Annotated in this window: 21 protein-coding genes and 4 tRNA genes; 16 read left to right on the forward strand and 9 right to left on the reverse strand. The window is 30.5% G+C overall.

What is annotated here, in order from left to right; all coding sequences use genetic code 11:
• Positions 1–89: 89 nt before the first annotated feature.
• From dnaG to B6S12_RS02965, 3 genes are read left to right on the forward strand one after another with little or no spacing between them, the layout of a single operon-like run.
• Positions 90–1,766, forward strand: coding sequence for a DNA primase (gene dnaG / locus B6S12_RS02955; protein ID WP_111229331.1), 1,677 nt, complete (start codon positions 90–92; stop codon positions 1,764–1,766).
• Positions 1,744–2,724, forward strand: coding sequence for a 7-cyano-7-deazaguanine synthase (locus B6S12_RS02960; RefSeq protein ID WP_111229332.1), 981 nt, complete (start codon positions 1,744–1,746; stop codon positions 2,722–2,724). Before dnaG ends, B6S12_RS02960 begins: the two co-directional genes overlap by 23 nt.
• Positions 2,725–3,336 carry an NAD(P)H-dependent oxidoreductase gene (locus B6S12_RS02965; RefSeq protein ID WP_111229333.1) on the forward strand — a complete coding sequence of 204 codons (612 nt, stop codon included), beginning with the start codon at positions 2,725–2,727 and terminating at the stop codon, positions 3,334–3,336.
• A 132-nt stretch (positions 3,337–3,468) separates the two neighbouring features.
• Here the strand turns inward: B6S12_RS02965 and B6S12_RS11755 are convergent, their stop codons facing one another.
• The 5 genes from B6S12_RS11755 to B6S12_RS02985 all read right to left on the reverse strand — a co-directional run bounded on the left by B6S12_RS11755 (position 3,469) and on the right by B6S12_RS02985 (position 8,305).
• Positions 3,469–4,338, reverse strand: coding sequence for a hypothetical protein (locus tag B6S12_RS11755; protein ID WP_342767089.1), 870 nt, complete (start codon positions 4,336–4,338; stop codon positions 3,469–3,471).
• A 13-nt stretch (positions 4,339–4,351) separates the two neighbouring features.
• Positions 4,352–4,828 (reverse strand): Cj0814 family flagellar-dependent secreted protein, encoded by a 477-nt coding sequence (locus B6S12_RS11760; RefSeq protein WP_342767090.1) that lies wholly within the window; start codon positions 4,826–4,828, stop codon positions 4,352–4,354.
• A 102-nt stretch (positions 4,829–4,930) separates the two neighbouring features.
• On the reverse strand, positions 4,931–5,527 hold the full coding sequence (locus B6S12_RS02975) for a flagellar FLiS export co-chaperone (protein ID WP_111229334.1): 597 nt from the start codon (positions 5,525–5,527) through the stop codon (positions 4,931–4,933).
• Between the two features lie 54 nt (positions 5,528–5,581).
• A complete protein-coding gene (locus B6S12_RS02980; protein WP_111229335.1) occupies positions 5,582–5,797 on the reverse strand; it encodes a DUF5408 family protein in 216 nt (71 codons plus the stop codon).
• 129 nt (positions 5,798–5,926) lie between these two features.
• Positions 5,927–8,305 carry a tetratricopeptide repeat protein gene (locus tag B6S12_RS02985; RefSeq protein WP_111229336.1) on the reverse strand — a complete coding sequence of 793 codons (2,379 nt, stop codon included), beginning with the start codon at positions 8,303–8,305 and terminating at the stop codon, positions 5,927–5,929.
• A 574-nt stretch (positions 8,306–8,879) separates the two neighbouring features.
• Between B6S12_RS02985 and B6S12_RS02990 the strand changes: the two genes are divergently transcribed.
• From B6S12_RS02990 to B6S12_RS03015, 6 genes are all read left to right on the forward strand, one after another.
• Positions 8,880–9,473 (forward strand): LemA family protein, encoded by a 594-nt coding sequence (locus tag B6S12_RS02990; protein ID WP_111229337.1) that lies wholly within the window; start codon positions 8,880–8,882, stop codon positions 9,471–9,473.
• A 150-nt stretch (positions 9,474–9,623) separates the two neighbouring features.
• Positions 9,624–10,796: a M48 family metalloprotease gene (locus B6S12_RS02995; RefSeq protein ID WP_111229338.1), complete on the forward strand. Its 1,173-nt coding sequence runs from the start codon at positions 9,624–9,626 to the stop codon at positions 10,794–10,796.
• Positions 10,797–11,107: 311 nt separating this feature from the next.
• Entirely contained in the window at positions 11,108–12,430 is a 1,323-nt protein-coding gene (locus B6S12_RS03000; RefSeq protein WP_181450938.1) for an MATE family efflux transporter, read from the forward strand.
• 32 nt (positions 12,431–12,462) lie between these two features.
• Positions 12,463–12,759, forward strand: coding sequence for a hypothetical protein (locus B6S12_RS03005; RefSeq protein WP_111229340.1), 297 nt, complete (start codon positions 12,463–12,465; stop codon positions 12,757–12,759).
• A gap of 59 nt (positions 12,760–12,818) precedes the next feature.
• Positions 12,819–13,193 carry a hypothetical protein gene (locus B6S12_RS03010; protein WP_111229341.1) on the forward strand — a complete coding sequence of 125 codons (375 nt, stop codon included), beginning with the start codon at positions 12,819–12,821 and terminating at the stop codon, positions 13,191–13,193.
• Positions 13,194–13,207: 14 nt separating this feature from the next.
• A complete protein-coding gene (locus B6S12_RS03015) occupies positions 13,208–13,831 on the forward strand; it encodes a hypothetical protein (protein WP_111229342.1) in 624 nt (207 codons plus the stop codon).
• Positions 13,832–14,690: 859 nt separating this feature from the next.
• Here the strand turns inward: B6S12_RS03015 and B6S12_RS03020 are convergent.
• The 4 genes from B6S12_RS03020 to B6S12_RS03035 form a co-directional block, all read right to left on the reverse strand.
• Positions 14,691–14,778, reverse strand: a tRNA-Ser gene (locus B6S12_RS03020).
• Between the two features lie 14 nt (positions 14,779–14,792).
• Positions 14,793–14,867, reverse strand: a tRNA-Cys gene (locus tag B6S12_RS03025).
• 13 nt (positions 14,868–14,880) lie between these two features.
• Positions 14,881–14,967 (reverse strand) — tRNA-Leu (locus B6S12_RS03030).
• Positions 14,968–14,998: 31 nt separating this feature from the next.
• Positions 14,999–15,073 (reverse strand) — tRNA-Gly (locus tag B6S12_RS03035).
• A gap of 135 nt (positions 15,074–15,208) precedes the next feature.
• Between B6S12_RS03035 and B6S12_RS03040 the strand changes: the two genes are divergently transcribed.
• The 7 genes from B6S12_RS03040 to B6S12_RS03070 all read left to right on the forward strand — a co-directional run bounded on the left by B6S12_RS03040 (position 15,209) and on the right by B6S12_RS03070 (position 23,517).
• A complete protein-coding gene (locus B6S12_RS03040) occupies positions 15,209–16,189 on the forward strand; it encodes a hypothetical protein (RefSeq protein WP_111229343.1) in 981 nt (326 codons plus the stop codon).
• Between the two features lies 1 nt (position 16,190).
• Positions 16,191–16,826: a TlpA family protein disulfide reductase gene (locus tag B6S12_RS03045; RefSeq protein ID WP_111229344.1), complete on the forward strand. Its 636-nt coding sequence runs from the start codon at positions 16,191–16,193 to the stop codon at positions 16,824–16,826.
• Entirely contained in the window at positions 16,826–17,713 is an 888-nt protein-coding gene (gene ftsY / locus B6S12_RS03050) for a signal recognition particle-docking protein FtsY (protein WP_111229345.1), read from the forward strand. The genes B6S12_RS03045 and ftsY overlap by 1 nt, the downstream gene beginning before the upstream one ends.
• Positions 17,714–17,715: 2 nt before the next feature.
• On the forward strand, positions 17,716–19,065 hold the full coding sequence (gene radA, locus B6S12_RS03055) for a DNA repair protein RadA (protein WP_111229346.1): 1,350 nt from the start codon (positions 17,716–17,718) through the stop codon (positions 19,063–19,065).
• Between the two features lie 87 nt (positions 19,066–19,152).
• A complete protein-coding gene (locus B6S12_RS03060) occupies positions 19,153–21,456 on the forward strand; it encodes a glycosyltransferase family protein (RefSeq protein ID WP_111229347.1) in 2,304 nt (767 codons plus the stop codon).
• Positions 21,444–22,382, forward strand: a complete 939-nt coding sequence (locus tag B6S12_RS03065; RefSeq protein ID WP_111229348.1) for a radical SAM protein — start codon at positions 21,444–21,446, stop codon at positions 22,380–22,382. The genes B6S12_RS03060 and B6S12_RS03065 overlap by 13 nt, the downstream gene beginning before the upstream one ends.
• A 31-nt stretch (positions 22,383–22,413) precedes the next feature.
• A complete protein-coding gene (locus tag B6S12_RS03070; RefSeq protein ID WP_181450933.1) occupies positions 22,414–23,517 on the forward strand; it encodes a radical SAM protein in 1,104 nt (367 codons plus the stop codon).
• Positions 23,518–23,542: the final 25 nt, after the last annotated feature.

Genomic DNA, 23,542 nt, shown 5'->3' on the forward strand with positions numbered 1-23,542 from the left:
CCATAACAGTAATGGTATAAATTAGCAATTTAGCAATATTTATGTAAAATGCTTTTAATTTTAAGGTATAGAGTTTTTAAGGAAAAGGCGTGATTACACAAGCAAGTATTGAAGAAGTAAAGAATCAAATTGATATAATAGATATTGTTTCGCATTATATTGAAATTAAAAAGATGGGTGCTACTTATAAGGCTTGTTGCCCTTTTCATGATGAGAAAACTCCAAGTTTTGTGATTAATCAAAATAAGGGTTATTATCATTGTTTTGGCTGCGGTGCTAGTGGAGATGGTATTACTTTTGTTATGGAATATGAGAAGCTAAGCTATCCAGAAGCAATTGAAAAATTAGCACAGATGTATAATATTTCTTTAAGCTATACGCAAAGCACGCAAAAACAGAGCGATACGAGAATTTTTGAAATTATGCAAAGATTTTATCGGCAATCTTTAAAAAATGATGTGATAGATTATCTTCTAAATAGAGGACTTAGTAGGGAGATTATAGAAAGTTTTGAGTTAGGCTATGCACCTAGCAATTTTGAAATTATGTCTTTTATGAATGCGAATGCGCTTAATTTGCAAGAAGCCTGTGATTATGGGATTTTAGGGGTGGATAGCGAGAATAATCTTAAAAGATATTATGCAAGATTAACCCAAAGGGTAATTTTTCCTATCCGTTCTGCACAAAATAAAATCATAGGTTTTGGAGGAAGAACACTAGGTGATCATCAAGCAAAATATATTAATTCCCCCCAAACAAAAGTTTTTAATAAATCTAAAGTTCTTTATGGATATGAAAAGGCAAAGGACAGCATTTTCAAACAAGAAGAAATTATCATTAGCGAGGGTTATTTGGATGTGATTATGTTGCACCAAGCAGGTTTTACAAACGCAGTAGCAACACTGGGAACTTCACTGACAAAAGAACATCTTCCACTTTTAAGCAAAGGAAATCCAAGAGTTATTGTAGCTTATGATGGGGATAAAGCAGGATATAATGCGGCCTTTAGGGCGGCTACTTTATTATCTTTGGCTAATAAAGAAGGGGGGGTAGTGTTTTTTGAAGGGGGGCTTGATCCAGCCGATATGGTAAAGGAGGGTAAAATTGCAGAGCTAAAAAATATCTTTTCTAGCCCCTTGCCTTTTATTCCTTTTGTTTTAAATGAGATTGCTTCTAAATATGATTTACACAATCCTCTTAAAAAAGATCAATGCTTAAAAGAAGAGTTGGAATATTTAAAACAGCTTCCTATTGTGGTTCAAGAAGAATATAGAGATTTTTTAGCCTCACTTTTAAAATTGCCAAGACAGCTTATAAAGACAAAAGGAAGCTATATAAAAGAAGCTAGACAAGAAGAAAATTTAAGCGGTGCTGGAGGGGATTTTTATACTCTAGCAGAAAAAATTATTATTAAAAGTATCTTAGAAGATAGCTCTCTTATGGATTTGGCATTAAATTATTTGCAAGAAGATATGTTTATAAGCCAAAAAGAAGCATTTGTAGCACTTATGCACAATAACTTATCCCATTCACTTTTGGTAGGGATTTTGCTGGATAATAAAATCTTATCCTTACCCAAAGAGGGTTTAAAAAAACAGATAATTATGCTATTATATCGCTATTACGAGGGGCAGAAGAATGCCTTAAGTAATCAAACAAAAATGACTTTAAGAGAGAAATCTTATCTTTTAAGAAAATATCAAAATTATTTAGAAAAATTAAAAAAAGGAGAACTCGTTATATATGAGAGCACTAGCACTTTTTAGTGGTGGATTAGATAGTTTATTATCCATAAAGATTATAAAAGATTTAGGCATTGATGTAAAGGCTATCCATTTTAATATCGGTTTTGGTTCTAGGAAAGATAAAAGTGAGATTTTAAGAAAAACTTTAGCGCAAATTGATGTAGAATTAAAAATCGTAGATATTAAAAAACAGTTTTTTGATGAGGTATTATTTACTCCAAAATATGGTTATGGTAAGTATTTTAATCCTTGTATTGATTGCCATGCTAATATGTTTTCTCATGCTTTAGCTATGTTAGAAGAAGAGGGAGCAAGTTTTGTAATTAGTGGAGAGGTATTAGGACAAAGACCCAAAAGTCAAAGGGCGGAAGCTCTAGGGCAAGTAGAGAGATTAAGTGGTGGAAATGGATTGATATTGCGTCCTATGAGTGCTAAGCTATTGCCTCCAACAATTCCTGAAGAAAAAGGTTGGGTGGATAGAGAAAAGCTTTTAGATATTCATGGAAGAGGGCGTGATAGGCAATTAGCACTTGTAAAATCTTATGGCATTGAATATTATGAAAAGCCAGGTGGGGGATGTTTGCTAACAGATACAAGTATTGCAAATAAGATTAAGGATTTAAAAGCACATAGAGAAGTTGTTTTTGAGGATATGGAAATGGTAAAGTATGGGCGTTATTTTATTTTACCAGAGGGTGCTAGATGTGTAGTTGCAAGAAATCAAGAAGAAAATGAGAAGTTAAGCAAACCTCACCCAAAAATGAGTATAATAGAACTACTTGACTGCTTAGGACCTGTTGGTTTAGTAGAAAGTAATGCAAGTAAAAATGATAAAGAATTAGCTATTGCCCTAACTTTAGTCTATGGAAAAACAAATGCTAATGAAAATTATCAAGTAAATTTTGAAAATGAAGTTTTAACAAGAATGCCTTTTTCAAGTAAGGAGGAGGCTTTAAAGTTTGCGTTAAAGGAGGCATAAATGAAAGAAGAATATCAAAAAATAGTTACCAATCGTTACTCTTGCAGAGAGTTTAAGCAAGAAGCAATTTCTAAGGAAGATTTAGAATATATCCTAGAGGCTGGGAGAAACGCACCTAGCTCTTTGGGGCTAGAGCCTTGGAAATTTGTAGTCGTGCAAAATGATGCAAAAAAGAAAGAGATTTCACAAATTGCTTATAATCAGCCTCATGTAGCTAATAATGGAGCTTTAATTATACTTTTGACGCGTTTAGATTTTGCAGAATATTTTGAGCCTAAGCTTAGAGCTAGAAATATGCCACTAGAAGAAATCCAAAAAAGGCTTGATACTTATAAGCCATTTTTAGAAGGTATGAATGAAACTCAAAAATATGCTTATGCAAAAGAGCAAACGCATTTGGCTTTGATGAATCTAGCAAATGCAGCAAGTGCATTGGGACTTGGTTCTTGCATAATAGGCGGATTTGATAACGCAAAGCTAGATACTTATTTAAAGCTAGATACAAAAAAATATAAAAGTTCTGTAATGCTTGTAATTGGTAAGAAGAAAAATGAGGAGATTCCCCCAAAACTTCGCTTTGCTTTTGATGAGGTTGTGGAATTTTTAGAATAATAAAATTCGTGAAGACAATTTATTTTTTAGATAAAGGGTTTGTTATAAGGCGGTATAGGATTAAAAGCCTTATAACAAGCAAAATTTTATCTTAAAGGATAGTTTGTAAGATTTAAAATGATAAATTAGTTCTTAAGCCTTAATATCTATACTTTTACTTTCAGAACTATTTAACCCCATTTGAGAAAGAATTTTATTAAATTCTCCTATATCTCCCTTAAATTTCATACCAAAAAGAATTTCTAATTCATCGCTTTTGCCAAATTTAGTTTCTAGTAGTTTTCTTAAAAGTGCATTTCTTGTATTGTCTTCTTTGTAGGTTTCGCTTTTACTTTCTGCCTGTATCGGCTTAAATGGCTTTTCTTTGTCTTCTTCTAAAGTTTCTTTATTATTTGTGCTTTTTGCAGGATTATTATAATCTATCCCTTTTGCTTTTTCTGCTTCTTCTAGTGATTTTACAAACTCATCGTGTCTTTGTTTAAAATCAAGATATTTAGTTTTAAATTCTTCTAGGCTCATATTAGAGTTAATCATTTCTTGATATTCTTTGTCTAAATCCATTGCAAGTCTTGAAAGTTCGGTATTTCCTATATTATCACTTCTTCTAATAAAGTGTTTTATTGAAAGTTGCTCTTGAATGAAATCCCAATTTCCATTAAGAGTATCTTTTTCAAAAGCACTTTGAATTCTATTATTATTCATAAAATCAATAAAATCATTAAGCTGATTATTATTGATGTTGTTATCAAGTCCTAAAAGTTTTCCAAGCAATTTTGTTTCACCTTCAATGAGACTTTTACCAAGACCCCATATAGATGTATTGTTTGCAAAAGCCATAAGAACCCCACCTTTGCTAACACTGCTATCGTTATTTAAATAAGGGTTTTTGTCTATATGTGCTACTTGAGAATTAGAATGAAAGATACTATCTTTATCAATAGGAACAAATTGAAAACCTAAACCCAATCCAAGCTCTTTTGTTGTATTGAAAGTTAAACGCAAATAACCATCTGTGCTATAATTTTTTATTATAGTCTTTATATGTAATAAAATCTGTAACTTGAAGTGTGTTTTTATCTATTTTGTAAGCATAAGGTATATTTGCTAATTCTTCAGTAGAAAAGCTAGAATTTGAAGTTTGCGGAACAAGTTGGGAAAAAATTTTATAGGCATTTCCTAAAGTTTTTGCAATATCTACTTTGTAGTGTGTTGAGAGAATATCATTATTATTTTGAGTAAAATTTACAAAACTTTCCGCACTTTTAGCATAGATTTTATAATCTTTTGGCAATCCTGCAGCTTCGTTAAAATCGCTTGTAAAAAAGCCATCTTTATCTACTCCATAGCCTAAAATTTTATTTACTGCTTGTGATTTATCACTTACAAGGTTTGAAGTTTCATTTACAGTATTAGATGATTTTGTATTTGGAGTATTATTGCTAAAAGTATTTGTATATTTGTAGCTTGAATAAGAATTTATATTATTAATCATCTTTACCACCTTGTAAATAAAGTTTTATTTACAAGATAAATTGGCAAATGATTGCTTAACTTTAATGCTAGAAAATTAAACTTGCATACTTAAAAAGCAATTTTAACTAAACATATTCTTAAATGCTGTTGCATCAAAGTTTTCAAAATCGTAATTTTGAGAATTTGGTGCAATAGGCATACTTGCTTTTTCAATAAGTTCGCTCATTTTAGAAAGATTTTTACTAATCTCATCATGTTTATTAGAAAAATTTTCTACCAAATCTCCCTCTATCTGACTAGGCAATGGAAGAGAGAGAGAAATATTCTCACCTGCTAAGGACATGCTAAGCTCTCTACCAAAAAGCGATTCCCCTTTGAATTGTGCAGCTTTTGCGGTGTTATCTAGCTCTTGTGTGGAGCTTGTGCCAAGTTTTGCTTGATTGCTTAGTGCATTTAGCGTAATATCTGCAATTTGCATTGCACCTACCATTTCATTAGCACCTTTGATATCATTGCTAAAGCGTCTAATTTCAAGATCTCTTTGGGAAAGAGTTGGCAATTCTTGCAATTCTTGCAATTCTTGCAATTCTTGCAATTCCTGTGATTGTTGTGATTGTTGTGATTGTGTTATACTTTGTTCTTGTGGTTTTTGAATATTTTGCGATCCTTGCGGTGCAAATGCGTTTCCTATCCCATAGGGATTAACTGATGAAAGCATAAAAACTCCTTTTATTTATGTTTATGAGGAGTTAAAGCATTTTGTGTTCCAAAATTAATTTTTTTGGATTTTTTCTTCTAGGATTTGTATTTGTTTGGCTTGATTTTTTTGTAAAATAAGGAGATTGTCAGTTGCTGTGATTTGGTTTAGTAAAACCCAAAGACTAAGTGTGGCAAAGATAATAGTAATTACACAAGAAATAAGTGCTATTTTTACTGCATTATGGCTTGTTTTTTTGCAAAGTTGGAGTTCTTTTTGTAATTCTTCCATAAAATGTTCCTAAAAATTTTTGATGATTATAAGGAAAAATAAATTAAGAAATGATGATTTTATCAAAAAGCTTTTTATGATAAAAGAGAAATAATAAGTTTCTAAAATTTTAATGGGGGCAATTTGTCCTTAAAGCCAAACTTGCCACCATTTTTTGTTTTGTTTTTTTGTTTTGTTGTTTAAAATATTTTTAAATTTTAATCCTAATTCATGTTTTGGGTCTAAATCTAAGAGTATATGGATAGCCTCTAAGGCTTCATCGTATTCTTGGAGTTGCTTTAAACATTCTGCCTTGCTAAGAAGTGCGTCAAGATTTTTGGTATCTATTTTTAAACAAGCTTCATACTCTCTTAAGGCTTGCTTGAATTCTCCTAAAGCCCTTAAGCGTTCACCTTTGTAGTAAAAAGTCCAAATATCTTTGCGGTTGAGCTTTAAAGCTTTGCTAAGATAATTGATAGCTTCTTTATAATCTTCTAAATGTATTTTGATTACGCCCATAAAATGATAACTTTCATAAGAATTAGGGTCAAAATTACAAGAAATTTTTGCCATTTCAAAAGCATTTTCATAATCTTGTAAGAAGCTTAAAATTTGGGCTTTTTCAAGATAGTATTTTGCGTTATCATTGGCTAGCTCCAAACATTTATTAATATCTTGCAAGGCTTCATCATATTCTTCTAGCTCTCTTTTGCATTTGGCTCTATGATAGTAGAATACATCATTTTCTAAATCTTCTAAAAGGGCTTCATCATAGGTTTTTATAGCTTCTTCTAGCTCTCCAAGATCTTCAAATGAAAGAGCTTTGTAATAATAAATATCAGCCTCCTTTGAATATTTTAGTGCTTTATTAAAATCTTCAATCGCTTCTTCTTCTAGGCTTAAATAATACTTAGCAATTCCACGCCAAAAATATACTCTAAAATTATTTTCGCACACTTTTTGTGCTTCATTACAATATTCTATTAATTCTTCATAGGCTTCTAATTCTTTTGCACAATACGCTCTGCTAATATAAGCATTTTCAAAATCACTATTAATATTGATTTTATCTGCTTTAAAAACTAGGTTATAATCTTCTATAGCTTCTTTGAAGTTTCCTAGTTTGCTTTGTATCCAAGCTTTATGGGTGAGGGATTTAAAGTATTTATCTTCTTGATTATGCTTTTTGTAATATTTTATTGCCTTTTTACAATCTTCTAAGGCTTCGCTAAAATTTTCAATATCTGTTAGCAAATGCGATCTATTGAAAAAAACTTCAGGATATTCTGGTTTAAATCTTAGAGTTTTTTCAAAGTTTTCTAAAGCCTTTTGATAATGTTTTAATTCATATAAAGTATTTGCTAAATGGTAATAATTGTGTGAAATTGTGTTTTTGAATTCTTCTAATGCTTCATCTTCAAATTTGCTTTTGTTGTGCTGTTCTTCATAATAAGAAGCAGCTAAATCATAGTCCTTTTGTGCCTCATCTATTCTTTTTAATTGAAGCTTTGCATTGCCTCTATTTGCAAGAGCTTGAATATATTCCTCATCAATCTCTATGGCTTTATCATAATAAAAGATAGCTTCTTGATAGTCTTGTAAATCGTATAAAAGATTGGCAAGTGCATAGTAAGGATATTTTAAGTTTTCATCCAGTTCTATAGATTTTTTAAAACTTTTTATAGAACTATCAAAATTCTCCAAATCTCTATAGCAATGCCCTAAAATTAAATACGCCATTGCATTTTTATTGTTGAGTTCCAAAGATTTTTGACAATCTTGTAAAGCCCCTTCTAAATCATTTATTTTGCGTTTGTTGTTTGCTCTTTTAAAATACGCATCACTATAGTTTTCATCTACTTTTATTACTTTGTTAAAAAATGAAATAGCTTTTTCATAATCGCCTAAATTTTCACTTGCCACACCTTGAAAATAAAACAAATCTACATTTTCCAAACCTAATTGCTCTGCTTTTTGTAAATCCATTAGCGATTGTTTTGGATCAATATTTAGTAAAGTAATGGCTCTAGTATAATAAGCATTGGGTATTTTAGATTCTAAATCAATAGCAATCTGCAAATCTTTTAGGGCATTATTAATATCATCTAAGAGCATATAAGCTCTAGCTCGATTTAAATAAGCAGAAGTATAAGCATTATCTAAGGCTATTGCTTTGTTAAAGGCTAAAAGTGCATCTTGAAACAAATCTAAGTAAAAATTACATAGGCCTAAAAGATTAAATAAAGCTGGATTTTTGTGATCTAATTCTATGGCTAGGTTTACATCTTCCAAGGCTTTTTCATATTGTAAGCAATTAAATCTGCAAAGTGCTCTATTGTGATAAGCTTCCAAAAGTAAATAATGTTTGTCCTCATCATCTATAAAAATCATTTCGCCATTTTGTGCTAGGGTAATTTCTCCCTTGCAAAAAGCTATAAGTTTGTCTAAAGTCTCTTCGCATTTTTCAAAATCTTGATGGGCAAAATACTCTTTAGCTATTTCACTTAGTTCAATAATCAAACGATTCAAATTTTCTCCTAAATTCTATATTACTTAAAATAATTATAATTTTTTATAATTATATCAGGTTTTTGTAAAGAGATAAAAAATGTGAAAGCGTTGAAAAATAATTTAGAATAAAAGTTAAAAAACTCTGAATTACTGTGATTTTACTTTTTGTAGGTGATTAGTATTTATGTAATGGAATAGCTAGTTGTGAATACTGATAAAACCATTGGGTTAGAAAGGAGGATAATCATAATTTAAGCAATATAGATTGCTAATCTAAAGATATCAATAGATTTTAGGTGCTAAAAGATGTGATTAATGGATAAAAAATTACAAAGATATATAAATGTGCGTAGTAAATACATTTAATGTATAAGTTTGTAAAAAAGATTTTGGTGGGATTGAAAAGTGAAATAGTAATCAAGTATATGTCTGAAATATTTTGCAGAAGCTCTTTAGATAAAATCTATCCAAGTGAAGCAAGTTGTGTATAGAATATTACAAACATTAAAATAATGGTAGAAATTTTTAAATTTATCTTAAAAATTTTTATTTATAATTTTAAAGTTTTATTTTTAACAATAAAAGGAAAAGAATGCTAAGTGTCATAGGAATTTTAGTTATTATTGGAGTATTGTTAATTTTTATTGTCAATATTTATAATCATCTTATCATGCTTTATAATCGTGTAGAAAACGCATTTGCACAGATTGATGTGCAACTAAAAAGAAGATATGATTTAATTCCAAACCTTGTTGAAGTAGCTAAGGGCTATCTTGCACACGAAAAAGATACATTCATTAAAGTGGCTGAAGCTAGGAATAGTGCTAAAAGTGCAAGTGAGAATGCAAAATTGCAAGATCCAAAAAGTTTAGAAAAATTAAACAAGGCAGAAAGTGATTTAGGAGTTGCACTTTCTAGTTTTAATATTCTTATAGAGGATTACCCAGAGCTAAAAGCAAATGAGAATCTAATGCAATTAAGCGAAGAGCTTACCCATACAGAAAATAAAATTTCCTTTGCAAGACAAGCTTATAATGACAGTGCCACAAACTATAATATCGCACGACAAAGCTTTCCAACTAATATTATTGCAAGTTTTTTTAAGCGTTTTAAAGAAAAATTATCTATGCTAGAGTTTGGCGAAAAAAGAGAAGAGCTAAATAAAGCACCAAGTGTTAAATTTTAAAAAAGGATTAATATAAAAACAAAAATAAAATTTAGCAATCTTCTTGTTATTGCACTTGTAATTATTGCATTTGTTATAATAATTATTAATTACAATAAGGGTATTTATGCAATTTTTGAGAAATCGATAATAGATGCTAAAATAACTTTTTTGCAATTTTTATTTGCAATTAAAGAGGGATCGGGTCTTATAGAAGCTACTTTTCTTATGATAAATAATCTTCTTTTAACTTCTTGTTTTATTGTTGTAACTTCTTTGGTTGTTTTTGTTATTACTTATTTTGTCTTGGGCAAAGAAAATAAGCTAAAAGGTGATATTTATGAACTTCAAGATATTTCTAAAATGAAAATTTTGTGGTTAAATGTATTATTTTTTATATTATTGTTTTTCATATTATTATTTACTTATTCTGTGATTTTTAATATTCTTGCAATGAGTTATAAACAAAGCTATCACATTGCTTTTGTGATTGTTGCTTTTGTGCTTAGTGTCTTTATGTTTTTTATTGTTTTCTTTGCGTATTTTTACAAAAAAGTAGATATGGGAGAACAAGCTATTACTAACCTTGCTAAAATGCTAGAGGCCAGAGAAATCAAAGAGGAAAGTAAGAAGGTTTTAACACTAAAAGCCCGTAGAGCTTTAGAAGTGATAAAAGAAATGTCAATTGCTGCAAATATGCCTATGCCACAAGTTTTTCTTATGTTAAAAGAAAGCGGAGTAAATGCACTTTGCACAGGAGAAAACTTTGGTAAAAAAGATGAAAAAATAGCAATTTTTATTACAAAAGGAGCATTGGATACTTTTAATAAAGAAGAACTTCAAGCAGTAATTGGACATGAATTTTCCCATGCTTTTCATAAAGATGTGGCACTGAATTTAAAAATGCTTTCCCTAGTTTTTGCGTTAGGTTGTGTTTCGTTGGTGGGAGAAGTAGTGATGAAAGTTATAAAGATGGGTAACAGAGGGAGTGGTAGTTCAGATGGTAATAAATCTATGGGTTATGTGGTAATGATTGCATGGGTATTTTATGCTGTAGGAGCTTTGGGGGTTTTGTTTTCTAGGATTTTACAAGCTGCAGTTTCACGCCAAAAAGAATATTTAGCCGATATTTCAAGTGTGCAATACACAAGAAATCCACAAGCGCTTATTAATGCTTTAAAAAAGCTGATAGAATTGCAAAAAAAGACTACTATTAAAAATCCGCAGGCAAAGGGGTGTGCGCATATGTTTTTCTTAAAACCTTTTAATGGCATTTTTGCAACTCACCCAAGCCTTGAAAATCGTATTAAAAATTTACAAAAGCATTTTGGAGTATTAGAATAGAGGGATTATAATTAAACAAGCTTATGCGGATAAGAAGTGATTTTAAGTATTAGATTAAAGCATAAGTTTGAAATCTAAAATTAAGAGGTATTAATTAAATATTAGTTATAATAAATAAAATTTAAAAATGGTAGACAATAAATGTTGAATGATTTTATAAATTTTACTTTTGTGCTAAAACCAAATTTTAATAATTCTACAAATTTACAAGATTTCCAAGAAGCAATTAAAGGTATTCAATCACTTTATTAATCTTAATAAATTTTATTTATTTTTAAATATATAATAAAATTTAAGGAAGATTTATGCAGATACACGATTTTTATACTACATTGCATCCGACAAAATTATTCTTAAAATGTGCGTTGCCAAATATGGCAAGTGCTGCATTTTTATGTGCTTATTTTATTATTGATGGAATTTTTGTGGGGCGTTATTTAGGGAGTGAGGCACTCGCTGCTATGAATTTAATGATGCCTTTTATTATGATAAGTTTTGCGCTAGCTGATATGATAGCTATTGGCTCATCTGTGCAAATTTCTATGAATCTAGGTAGAGGCAGAAGTCAAAAAGCTAAGAATATTTTTTCATTTTGTGTGATGATTATTTTTGTTATTTCTTGTATTATGGGGATTTTGGGTTATTTTTTAGCGCTTGATTTAAGTCAAATAATGGGAGCAGATTCTTCTTTGCAAAAGCTTTGTGTGGAATATATGCAAATCTTTGCACTTTTTGCACCTTTTATTATTATTTCTTTTGCACTAGATAATTATTTAAGAATTTGTGGCAAGACGCTTTATAGTATGGCTATAAATATTAGTATTGCACTTATTAATATTTTTTTGGATTGGCTTTTTATTGTGGTGTTTGGTTGGGGGCTTTTTTCAGCGGCACTTGCAACTTGCATAGGTATGCTTTTTGGTGTGATTGCGGCGATGGCTATGCTTATATTTGGAGGAGTGGTTTTAAAATTTAATGTTCCAAAAATCACATTTTATACTTTCAAAAATATCATTTATAATGGCTCTTCCGAGTTTTTTTCTAATATTTCTAGCTCGCTTTTTACGATTTTGGCTAATATGCTTTTGTTAAAAATTGCAAATAATACAGCAGTTGCTGCTTTTTCCATTGTCCTTTATGTAAGTTCTTTTGTGTTTAGTTTGATTTTAGCTATGTGCGATTCATTGCAGCCTGCACTTAGTTATAACTATGGATTTAAAAATTTTGCGCGCATTCAAGAGATTTTTAAGCAAATGTTAGTGGGAGCATTTTTACTTTCTTTGTGTGTGTTTTTGGTTATCTTTTTTAATGCTAGAGAGATTGTTTTGTTTTTTGATAAGCAAAATAATTTAGAATTTGTAAATCTTGCTACAACCGCACTAGCTTTATATGTTTTTTCATTTTTGTTTTCTTGGTTTCCTAGACTTTGTGCTTCATTTTTTACCGCACTTGATAAGCCAAAATTATCCTTAGTGATTTCTATTTTGCAAAGCCTTGCAGTTCCTTTTGTGATTTTGGAGATTCTAAGCTATTTTTATGGATTGAAAGGAGTTTGGCTAAGTAGTGTGGTTAGTGAAGTTTGTATGGTTTTAATCGCTTATTGTTTATTGAAGAAAAATTTGGGTAAATTATAAAAATAAATTTTAATAGATTTAAGGGGTTAAAAATGGCAAAAATTTTTAAAATTTTTCTGCTAGGATTTGTGTTTTTGTTACAAGCTAGGGGCGAGGAATACCAGTTGTATAATAAAGAAGAAATTATAAAATTTGTAAAACAAGATAGTGCAAATTTTTTAAAATACAAAAAGCAGTATAAAAATTATTATGAAGAATTTAATAAGATTAATCAAGCACTTATTTTGGTTGTTTCAAAATACTCCAAAGGAAGATCTATCTTATATGGCAAGAGATTTTCAAAGAGCTTTGCAAGAAGAAAAGGAATTTTGTGCCCTAAAAATTATTGAAGCCAAAAAACTAAATTTGGATGAAATTGTAGAGTTTTTAAAAAAGGCTAAAAACAAGTTTGGATAATTATGAATTTATAGAGCCAAGATTGATTGAATACTGCAATTATGCAGAAGAGCTTGAACCTTATTGTAAGCCAGACATATTTTTAAAAATGAGAAAATTTTTTATTTTCAATCTTGCATTGGATAAAACAAAAGCCCTTTTAGATAAAAAAATTTCAAAAGAAAAAGATATAGAAAAACTTTCTATTATGCTTTTTTCAAGGGCTTTTACTTCTTATTTAAAAGAAAGATTTTTTGAATTTAAAAATATAAAAAAAGATGTATTAAAAGTGCAAAAGCTAGGTTTTAGTAAAGAAAAAATAAAAAATATTTTTGGATTTAGTGATGAATTTTTAGAAGCCTTTTTGATAAGCAAATTTATTTTTTAGACGGAGCAAATGAAATGCATAAGGAACTATTTAAATTTGTTCTAATTCAAGGTAAAAATGGCATTAGAAAATATGAGCGTTTTGAAAAAGATATTTTTCTTAGAGCTAAATTTAATAAGGAAAGTAATGTTGTGGATGTTATAAATGAGCTCAATCTTGATGATTATGATGGGGGAATTCAGCTTTATATGAATAATGTAAAGTCTTATTATGAAAAAATTGCTAAAGAATATGATATTAATATAGAGGACTTGCAAAGAGCTATAGGGGATGAATTTATAAATTATAAAATTCTTGGCAAATTTAGTGTTTTAAATGATGAAACAAAACAACTTTTAGTTTGTGAAGAGCATAAATATTATGTTGAGAGACCTAGAAGATTATGCTCTCTTTGGGATATTGACAAAGATAAAAAACCTATAGAAATTTATTATTTTAGTGAGCCTTATGGCTTTTTTAATAATATGCAAATTAAAATATTTACAGAAGCGGAAGATAAGGAAAATAAATTGTATTTTTATGTAAGTGATGATGTTTCAAGTAAGATTTTTTATCTTTTTAGGGATAAAGATAATAAAATCAAAGAAAAAATATTAAGAGAAAAAAGACATCAAATATTATTTAGTGCTTGGGAATAAAAAATATGGTGAAGATTATTAAAATTTTGTTACCGCAAGAATTTCATTGTAAAATTCTGTGGCAATGCGTGGAATTTATATAAATTTTATATCTTATGGTGCTAAAACTAATTTTTTTAATTCTTGTAATCTAACACATTTTTCATATTTTGGATTGCTGGGAATTTATAGGTTGGCAAAGCCAGTTTTGACATAAATCCTCTTTGTAAAGTTTTATTGCTTTATAAAGTTTTTTATTAATTAGTTTAGTTTATAAAGCTCATAAAGCATAAAATTTAAAGCTGTTTTTGCGGTAAATTTCTTGTTTTTCTATTTCTAAATCTAATTTTAATGCTTTGTTTTTATGGTTTTTGTATCTAAGTGCAAGATTTTCCTTAAAAAGTGTGATAAATTAGAATGAAATGATAGTTTTAGTTAGAAAAATAAGTTTTAATAGATGGCAAATAGAACAAATTATCACAATAAAGATAGAATTAACTTTAATAGGAGTTCTTTTAAATTTTAAAATTGAGTATGAATTATTACTTTTTATTAGTGAGTGATATTTTAAGACAATTTTTGGGAACTTATGGTGTGTTGTGTTTTGTGTGGAAGGTGGGGAGAATTTATAGTTTTTTAATTTAATAGATGATGAAATTTGCTAAAATAGCTAATGTTGTATTTTAATTATTGTTTTAATTTGCATAGTTTATTAAGAATAATAACTTTTTTATGCTAATTTTAACAAATTGGGAGCTTATTGTAAGCTTTTAGTAGGTTGTATTTGTGGTGTTTAGTATTTTTAGTAATGCTTTAAAAACACTTTTAATAAAATAAAATGATAAGCTTTGAGGGATAGAGTATTTAATAAGAGAAAAAGTGGCCGGGAGAGAGGGATTCGAACCCCCGGAGGTGTTACCCTCAACGGTTTTCAAGACCGCCGCTTTCGACCACTCAGCCATCTCCCGAAGCCATTAGCCTTTGGAGGCGACACCCAGATTCGAACTGGGGAGTGAGAGCTTTGCAGGCTCCTGCCTTACCACTTGGCTATGTCGCCATTAAAAGTTTGGTGGTGCCCGGGGCCGGACTTGAACCGGCACGGACGCAATGTCCGAGGGATTTTAAGTCCCTTGTGTCTACCATTTCACCACCCGGGCAAATTTTATTAGGGATTTTTCTAAAAAATAATGGAGCGGGAGACGGGGATCGAACCCGCGGCCCCAACCTTGGCAAGGTTATGCTCTACCACTGAGCTACTCCCGCAATTTTGAGTTTCAAAAAGAAAGACAAAATTATATCAATGCTTTTTTAAAAAATCAAGAGTTTTTATAAAAAAAGTCCAAAATTTATCAAAAAATTGCTAGAATACGCACTAGAATTTAACTAAAAGAGGAAAAAATGCTAAAAAAAGCTATAATTGCTGGTGTATTTATGGCAGTATCTTTATTAATGGGTGCAGAAGAATATAGAGTTTTAGGAAAAGAAGATTATTATCTTTTTGGGATAAAGCCTGAAAAATCATTTTTATGGATTATTAAAAAGGATAAAACAGCTAAAGTTGTGCTGGATACTAAAGAATGCAAGATTTTAAAAGATAAAGAGAATTTTTTGGAGTTTATTTGCACTACTCAAGAGAATATGGAGCAAAAATTTATCTTTGAAAATGAAAAATTAAATTTTCAAACTTTTAAAAAAGAACCAATAAGGCATTTTTCTTTAGAGCGTCATAGGGTTAAATATAGCTTAAATGATGATCAAAAAGTGCCTAGTAAAATTGAAATTGAGTTTTTTTGTTCTAGCGAAGAGGGAATGCAAAAGATTTTAAATACTCTTTATGGACAAACTTTTGATTGCACAAACGCTAAAGAGATTTTTATACAAGAGGCAAAAGGACTTATGCGAGGGCATTTGGAAAATCATCAAGATATTTATTCTAAAGAAAGCACACAAGAATATTTAATAAAGCACCCTTGGCAAGATAGTATTAAGGATAATGTGGCCTATTTTACAGAAGAGTTTATTTTCTTTGATAGAGATGAGAATCTTTATACCAAGGAAGATACTAAGAAGTATTCACGAACAGGAATTGCTATCACAGAAGATGGAGAAGAGGTGGATTTTAATGATGTGTTTGGAGGTTTTTCAAAAAGTTTAAAAAAGTTTTTATGGAATAAATATGTAGATTTAGCCAAGAAAGAAGGAAGAAAACCTATGATTAGCTTTGAGGATTTTAAAATATCAGAACATAATTCAAGAGATTTTGAAGCTACAAGATTTATTTATCAAGCAGGAGAAATTATGCCAAAAGAAATGGGTGTAATTGAATTAAGATGGCCTTATGAAGAGGGAATAGATGCAAATATTAAAATAAAGGAATAAGATGAGAAAAATAGTTAGTTTAGCTGTATTAGTAGTTGCGGGTTTGTTATTTTTGGGTTGTGAAAAGAATGAGCAAACAAGTACAAATTCACAAGAAATACAAGAGCCTAAAAGTAGCCTTTTAAAAAATCTTGTTTTAGATATTAAAAGCGATAAGCTTATTATCAATCAAGAAAAAAAAGATAAAGGTAATTTTAAGAGCCTTGATGTGCAAAAAGAAAATATTTTTAAAGAGCTTAAAGTAAGCTCACAAAGTAAAAAAGCCAAGATGCTCTTTTTCTTTACAACTTGGTGTGATCCTTGCAAAGGAATGATACCCCATTTGGAGAATCTTAAAAAGCAATATGGCGATAAGGTGGAAATTGTTGGGATACCTATTGATGATTTAGTGGGGGAGTTTGAAAACTTACAAGAGAGTGTGAATATTTTTAAGAGTGAAAATGCACTTACTTTTCCTCTATTTGTAGGTCAAGAAAGAAAGAAGTTGTATGAAGCATTAGGTTCAATTGATGGGATACCTTTATTAGTGATTTATGATGAAATGGGAGATTATGTAATAGATTATTTGGGGGCAATCCCAGAAGAAATGATTGAATTTAATCTCTCTCAAGCAATTACAAAATTAAAGGCACAATAATGTTTGAAATACTTAAAAAAACTCTTCAAAAAACTACACAGAATATTAGAGAAATCTTACCAAAAGCACAAAAAAAGCTAAGCAAAGAGGAGCTAGAAGAAATCCTTATCTCCACTGATATGGATTATGATTTGGTAGAGTTAATTTTATCTCCCCTAGGTGAAGAGATTAGTAAAAATGAGCTAGAAGTGGCTTTATTGCGTCTTTTTAGAGGTGAGAGCTATTATGATAAGGTGCAAGAGAAAAAAATAGAAGCAAGTCCTTTTGTGGATTTGATTATTGGGGTAAATGGAGCAGGTAAAACTACAAGCATTGCTAAGCTTGCAAATCTTTATAAAAAAGAGGGTAAAAGTGTTCTTTTGGGTGCGGGAGATACTTTTAGAGCAGCAGCCATTGAGCAAATTAGTCTTTGGGGAGAAAGGTTAGGAATTTCAGTAATTTCCTCAAAGCAAGGACATGATCCTAGTGCAGTTGCCTTTGATACCATTACCTCCGCAGTTGCAAAAAAGATTGACAGGGTGATTATAGATACAGCAGGAAGACTGCATAATCAAAGTAATTTACAGCAAGAATTGCAGAAAATTATGAGAATTTGTAACAAAGCAAAAGAGGGTGCTCCACATAGAAAAATCTTGATTTTAGATGGCACACAAGGCACTTCAAGCCTAGATCAAGCAAAGATTTTTTCTCAAACTTTAGGCGGAATTGATGGGGTGATTATTACAAAGCTTGATGGGACAAGTAAAGGAGGGGCTATTTTTAGCATTATTCATTCTCTGCGTGTGCCTATTTTATATATTGGCGTGGGCGAGGGTGCTGATGATTTGATTAAATTTGATGAGGGTGAATACATTAAGACAATTTTAAACTCTATTTATGAAGGCTAAGAATGGCTAAAAAGAAAGCACAAATTTATGAATGCCAACATTGTGGATTCCAAAGCTCAAAATGGCTTGGCAAATGTTCTAATTGTGGGGCGTGGGAGAGTTTTTTAGAATTAAAAGAGGAGCATATTAGTGCTTTTAATCAAGTGAGTGCTAATTTTTCTTCCAAGGTTTTGCCAATTTCTGAAGTTAAAGAAGAAGAATTTAGCCGATTTAGCTCAGGAGAGGCAGAGCTTGATATTGTGCTTGGGGGCGGGATTGTGCTTGGGGGATTGTATCTTGTGGGTGGAAGTCCAGGGGTTGGGAAATCCACACTTTTACTTAAAATCTCAAGCAATTTGGCTAAAAGTGGCAAAAATGTGCTTTATGTGAGTGGTGAGGAGAGTGGATCACAGATTAGAATGCGTGCAGAGAGATTGGGGGCAATTAGTGAAAATTTATATTTATTAAATGAAATCAAGCTAGAAGAGATTATTGCTCAAACTCTTATGGGAGAGCGTAATTATGCAATGTTAGTAATTGATAGTATTCAAACTCTTTATAGTGAGAAGATTAGTTCAAGCCCTGGGAGTGTATCACAAGTTAGGGAAGTTACTTTTGAGCTTATGCGACTTGCAAAAGAGCGGGGAATTTGTGTGTTTATTATCGGACATATTACTAAAGAAGGTTCTATTGCAGGACCTAGAATCTTAGAGCATATGGTAGATTGCGTGTTGTATTTTGAAGGAGATTCTAGTCGGGAATTGCGATTTTTAAGGGGGTTTAAGAATCGTTTTGGAAATACAAGTGAAGTGGGTATTTTTGAGATGAAAAGCAATGGACTTGTAGGGGCTAAAGAAGCTTCTAAGATTTTTTTTACTTCTAAGACTTCAAATCCAGGTAGTGCTTTAAGTGTGGTTTTAGAGGGAAGTAGGGCACTTGTTTTAGAAGTTCAAGCACTTGTTAGTGATTGTGCTTATGGAATGCCAAAGCGTTCTAGCACAGGGTTTGATAGCAACCGACTAAATATGATCCTAGCACTTTTAGAAAGAAAGCTTGAAATTCCACTCAATAGATATGATGTGTTTATTAACATTACAGGTGGGATTAAGATAATAGAAACCGCTGCGGATTTAGCAGTTGTTGCTGCAATTCTTTCAAGTTTTAGAAATAGAGCCCTTTCTAATAGTAGTGTGTTTATTGGAGAAGTAAGTTTGGTGGGAGATATAAGGGAGGTTGCTAATGCAGAACAAAGACTAAAAGAGGCAATCTCACTTGGGATTGAAAGAGCGATTTTGCCTAAAAAACCTAAGCAGGATTTAAAGATTAAATGCTTTGAAGTGCAAGAGGTTACAAAGATTATTGATTGGATGTAATTTGGGAAAATATGGAAATAAGCTTTGATTTTATAAAGTTTTGTTAAAATTAGCCGATTTAGTTAAAAAATATTTTAAGAAGTGTGCATGCAACTACAAACACAAGAGATTTTACAGCGATTAGAGCAAGCGAATACCAAAAAAGAAATTAATGAAGCAATGGTGTTAATCCGTGCTTTTGGGCAGGATTGGCAAGAGGGCATAGAGCAGAATGTAAAAGAAGAAATTGTTAGCAAAATTAGAGAAAAAGTCCTAAATATCATCATTGAAAAGGGTGATGTGCCAGATAGGGAAATTTTTTGGGCTTATGGACTTATGAATGGTGTGAGTGAGGATAAGCGATTTTTAAAATATGTGGATTTATGTGCCCCTTATGTAAAAGATACTAATTTATCTTTTTATGAGAGATTGCTTTTTGCGGATTTTAGTAGTGTTGCATTGCTATTAGCAGGGCAGAGAGAAGAAGCGGTTAAATGCTTTTTATCTTTAATAGTGTATTTAAGTTTGCGAGAAAATTATGTGATTGCTCTTAATGAGTTTTTATTGGGTTTTTTGCCTTATTATAAAATACCTATTGAATGGGTTTTACAGATTCAAAAAGATGCGTTAAGAAGCGATTATTTTTGGGCTTTAGATGATTTTAGTAAAAGAAATGTATTTTTATGGTCTATGCATGTCTTTTGGAATGTGAAGCATTATTTTAATGATTTAAAATGGAGGGGCAATTTTCCACTTTGGCTTGAGGTTTTAAAGAGGCTTTTAAAAGAGGGGAATTTGGATTTTGCGATGTATGTGGATTTTTATATCTACCATAAATTTGGAAATTCTGCTCAATATGATGAGGATTGGGAGGAGTTTAATCAAAAAGTCATCAAGCTTGTGGAGCCCTATTATATAGAGTATGCCAAAGGGTTGCCAAGGTGTAAAGACAAAGTGAGCGAGGGCAAGAAAAAAATTGCAATTTTAAAAGATAGGATAGTGGAAAATTCTCCTTTTAAAGTAGAGTATTCGCTCATAAAAGCATTGATGAGTAATGAAGAATTTAAAAAAGAATATGAAATTATTGTTTATAGTATGAATTATGTGCAAAAGAGTGAAGATAATCTAGAGCTAGCACAAGAACTTTGTAATCTTGGAATAAAGTTTATAAACCCAGTGTTTCAGATTGTAAAAGAGCAAAGTTATTATGTTTCACATCTGCAAAAAGCCTTACTTTTAAGGGAATCTATTTTAAGTGAAGGGGTGGATATTCTAATTTCTAATGGACCTTTAGATGGGAGTGATTTTTTACTAGCTACTAGAAGTGCTCCGCGCCAACTTTATTGGTCACATGGGAATGGAAGCTATGATATAGAAGGTATTGATGGGAGGATTAGCCATTTTAACCCTAAGAGCAAGTTTAGTTTTAAGAATTTTTCTGTTCCTATGGATATTGAAAAATTTTATAATCCTCCTATAGATGAGAATATTATTACTAAAGAGAAAGAAAAATATCCTATTAAAGATGATACGGTTGTTTTGGGTGTGATTGGAAGATTGGTAAAGATTGATAGCGATGAATATTTGCACTGCATTGCAGAAGTGATGAAAAAGCATAAAAATACAATATTTATCGCAGCAGGTAGTGGAAATATACCACTTATTAGACAAAAAGTGGAAGCACTTGGCATTAGTGAGCGATTTTTCATGCCTGGATTTGTCAATCCGCATGTGTATGGGCATATTATTGATATATTTTGTGATACATTCCCTTTGGGACAAGGGGAAAGTCTATCGGAGTTTATGCATAAAAAGGGTTCTTTTATTACTATGAGAAGTAATAAGATTTTTATTCAAGATGATAGAATAAATACTTTAAAAAACAATGAAGAAGTTCTTATATATTTTGAAAATCTTGAAAAACTTAATCCTAAAATAGAAGGATATAGAGAGTTTTTGGAAAGCGGGGCAATTTATCTTTATAATAAACAAAATATTGAATTAGATTTAGAGGTTGCAAAGAAGGCTGAATATTGCGAGTTTAGCCAAGAAGAAATGCTAAAAATCGGAGATTATTCTTGTAAAGTTGTGGATCAAAAGATTGAGTTTATTTCATCATATTTTACAAGAGCTAAAGAGAATATTTGGCAAGTTTATTATGCAGAAAATCTAAAATATTTTTTTCCATTGTTAAGTTGTATTGATTATGATGATCAAGGGAAATATATAGGTTGGTTATGTAATGGATTTGATCATAAAACATATTGTGAAAATTTAAGTAAAATAATCTCCAAAAAAGAAATTAGAGATAAATTGGATAAATTTTATGCATTTTTTAATCAGCTATCATATAGGCATCAAATTGAACTTGCTAATGAAAGTTTTTTGGGAAGTATAGAATGCAAACAGTAAGTATCCCTCCGCATTATAACTATATAGCTTTATTCTTAACTCTTGGGTGTAATCTTTCTTGTTCTTATTGCATAAATTTAAACGAAGAGGGTTCATCTAGAAGCTCTGTTGGCAAGAAGCAAATAAAACCACATGAGTGGATAGAGTTTATAAACAAAATAAAACTACTTGATGAAAATGGTAAAGAAAGAGGGGATATACCACTTACATTTCAAGGTGGTGAGCCTACTATGTATAAGGGATTTTATGAAGTGATAAATGGTATAGATTCTCGTTTTAAACTTGACTTACTAACTAATTTTATGTTTGATGTTGATGAATTCATTTCTAAAATCAATCCAAGTAAATTTACTAGAGATGCAAAGTATGCTGCAATTAGAGTTAGCTATCATCCAGGACAAAATAATATAGATGATTTAATTATTAAACATCACAAGATGCGTGATGCTGGCTTTTATGTTGGAATTTATTCTGTTGCTACACCACAAAATTTAAAACACATAAAAGAAGTTGAATCTAAGTGTGAAAAAGAAGGTATTGATTTTAGAGTGAAGGAATATTTGGGTTTTGATGGCAAAAAGTGGCATGGGACATATAAGTATAAAGATGCAATAAGCCAAAGAATAGAGAAATATTGTGAATGCAAAACGACAGAGTTAATTGTAGGACCAAATGGGAGCGTATATAGATGTCATTCTGATTTGTATGAGAATAGAACCCCTATTGGCAGTATTTTAGATGCTAACTTCAAAATAGAAGATATTTATCGTCCTTGTTATGTTTATGGACATTGTAATCCTTGTGATATTAAGGTAAAAACAAATAGATTTCAAGAATTTGGACATACTTCTGTTAGCATAAAAAATATAAGGGAATTAAAAGAAGATGAACGAGAAGTATTAAATAAAGGCAATTTTGGAATATAAGTGAAAAAAGAAAAACAATTGTAGGGTTTGTATGGTAAAAAATTTTGTATTAGATTCACATAAGTTACATTATCATTTTGAAAGAGTTGCAGAGTTTGCTAAAACAGGAGATTGCTATCCTATATATATGGAAGTTTCCCCTGTTGGTTTGTGTAATCATAGATGTATTTTCTGTGCTTATGATTATATTGATTATCCAAATAGGCATCTTGATAGAGATAGATTTTTGAGTTTTTTAGATGAGGTTTCGTCTTTGGGGCTTAAAAGTATTCTCTATGCAGGAGAGGGAGAGCCATTAATACATAAAAATATTGCAGAGTTTGTAAAAAAGAGCAAAGAAGTAGGAATTGATTGTGGAATGTTTAGCAATGGAGAATTATTGAGTGAGAAATTAGCACAGAAATTATTGCCTAATTTAACATTTTTGCGTTTTAGTTTTAATGGTGGGGATGCACAAACTTATGCCAAGATTCATAAGCCCAGTAAAAACAATGTTTCTATGGAGCAAATAAATATTTTAATGACTAAAGTGCTAAAAAATATAGAATATGCTACATCTTTTAGAATTAAAGAAAGGTTGCAAGTTGATTTGGGTTCCCAGTTTGTTCTTTTGCCTGAAAATAAACATTCTCTAATTTCTGCTATTTCTAATTTGAAAAATGCTGGTGTTGATTTTATTTCTATCAAGCCATTTGTTTTTCAAAATGAAGGTCAAAAATACAATAAAAACAACGGTTTTATTGCTCTTGATGAAATAAGGGATTTGATAAATGAAGCTAAAAGCTATGAGGATTCCAATTTTAAGGTTATTTTTAGAGAAAATGCCTTTTTAAATAAAGAAAAAGAAAGGCACTATGCACATTGTTATGGTTGTAATTTTATTACTACACTAAATTCTGCGGGAGATTTAGCTTCTTGTTTGCCTTATTGGGACAAAGAAGAGTTTGTCTATGGAAATATTTATAAAAATACATTTTATGAGATATGGAATGGGGAGAAACGCAAAAAAATAAAGTATTTTTTAGAGAATAGATTAGATTGTAATAAATGTCCTGCTAACTGTCGCCCTAATGCTATTAATGAGTTTTTAGATGAGATTTTAAATGCAAAAGTAAAACATGTAAATTTTATATAAGAGGATTTATGGTTAAAGAAATCAA

It is taken from the genome of Helicobacter valdiviensis (assembly GCF_003245365.1).
Taxonomy (GTDB): domain Bacteria; phylum Campylobacterota; class Campylobacteria; order Campylobacterales; family Helicobacteraceae; genus Helicobacter_D; species Helicobacter_D valdiviensis.

Excerpts from the sequence above, each read along its gene's own strand:
- B6S12_RS02975 (WP_111229334.1), bottom strand. The coding sequence starts at position 5,527 with ATGCTTTCATCAGTTAATCCCTATGGGATAGGAAACGCATTTGCACCG.
- ftsY (WP_111229345.1), top strand. The coding sequence starts at position 16,826 with ATGTTTGAAATACTTAAAAAAACTCTTCAAAAAACTACACAGAATATT.
- B6S12_RS11760 (WP_342767090.1), bottom strand. The coding sequence starts at position 4,828 with ATGATTAATAATATAAATTCTTATTCAAGCTACAAATATACAAATACT.
- B6S12_RS03070 (WP_181450933.1), top strand. The coding sequence starts at position 22,414 with ATGGTAAAAAATTTTGTATTAGATTCACATAAGTTACATTATCATTTT.
- B6S12_RS02990 (WP_111229337.1), top strand. The coding sequence starts at position 8,880 with ATGCTAAGTGTCATAGGAATTTTAGTTATTATTGGAGTATTGTTAATT.
- B6S12_RS03015 (WP_111229342.1), top strand. The coding sequence starts at position 13,208 with ATGCATAAGGAACTATTTAAATTTGTTCTAATTCAAGGTAAAAATGGC.
- B6S12_RS02980 (WP_111229335.1), bottom strand. The coding sequence starts at position 5,797 with ATGGAAGAATTACAAAAAGAACTCCAACTTTGCAAAAAAACAAGCCAT.
- radA (WP_111229346.1), top strand. The coding sequence starts at position 17,716 with ATGGCTAAAAAGAAAGCACAAATTTATGAATGCCAACATTGTGGATTC.
- B6S12_RS03060 (WP_111229347.1), top strand. The coding sequence starts at position 19,153 with ATGCAACTACAAACACAAGAGATTTTACAGCGATTAGAGCAAGCGAAT.
- B6S12_RS03065 (WP_111229348.1), top strand. The coding sequence starts at position 21,444 with ATGCAAACAGTAAGTATCCCTCCGCATTATAACTATATAGCTTTATTC.
- B6S12_RS03045 (WP_111229344.1), top strand. The coding sequence starts at position 16,191 with ATGAGAAAAATAGTTAGTTTAGCTGTATTAGTAGTTGCGGGTTTGTTA.
- B6S12_RS03005 (WP_111229340.1), top strand. The coding sequence starts at position 12,463 with ATGGCAAAAATTTTTAAAATTTTTCTGCTAGGATTTGTGTTTTTGTTA.
- B6S12_RS03040 (WP_111229343.1), top strand. The coding sequence starts at position 15,209 with ATGCTAAAAAAAGCTATAATTGCTGGTGTATTTATGGCAGTATCTTTA.
- B6S12_RS02965 (WP_111229333.1), top strand. The coding sequence starts at position 2,725 with ATGAAAGAAGAATATCAAAAAATAGTTACCAATCGTTACTCTTGCAGA.
- B6S12_RS02960 (WP_111229332.1), top strand. The coding sequence starts at position 1,744 with ATGAGAGCACTAGCACTTTTTAGTGGTGGATTAGATAGTTTATTATCC.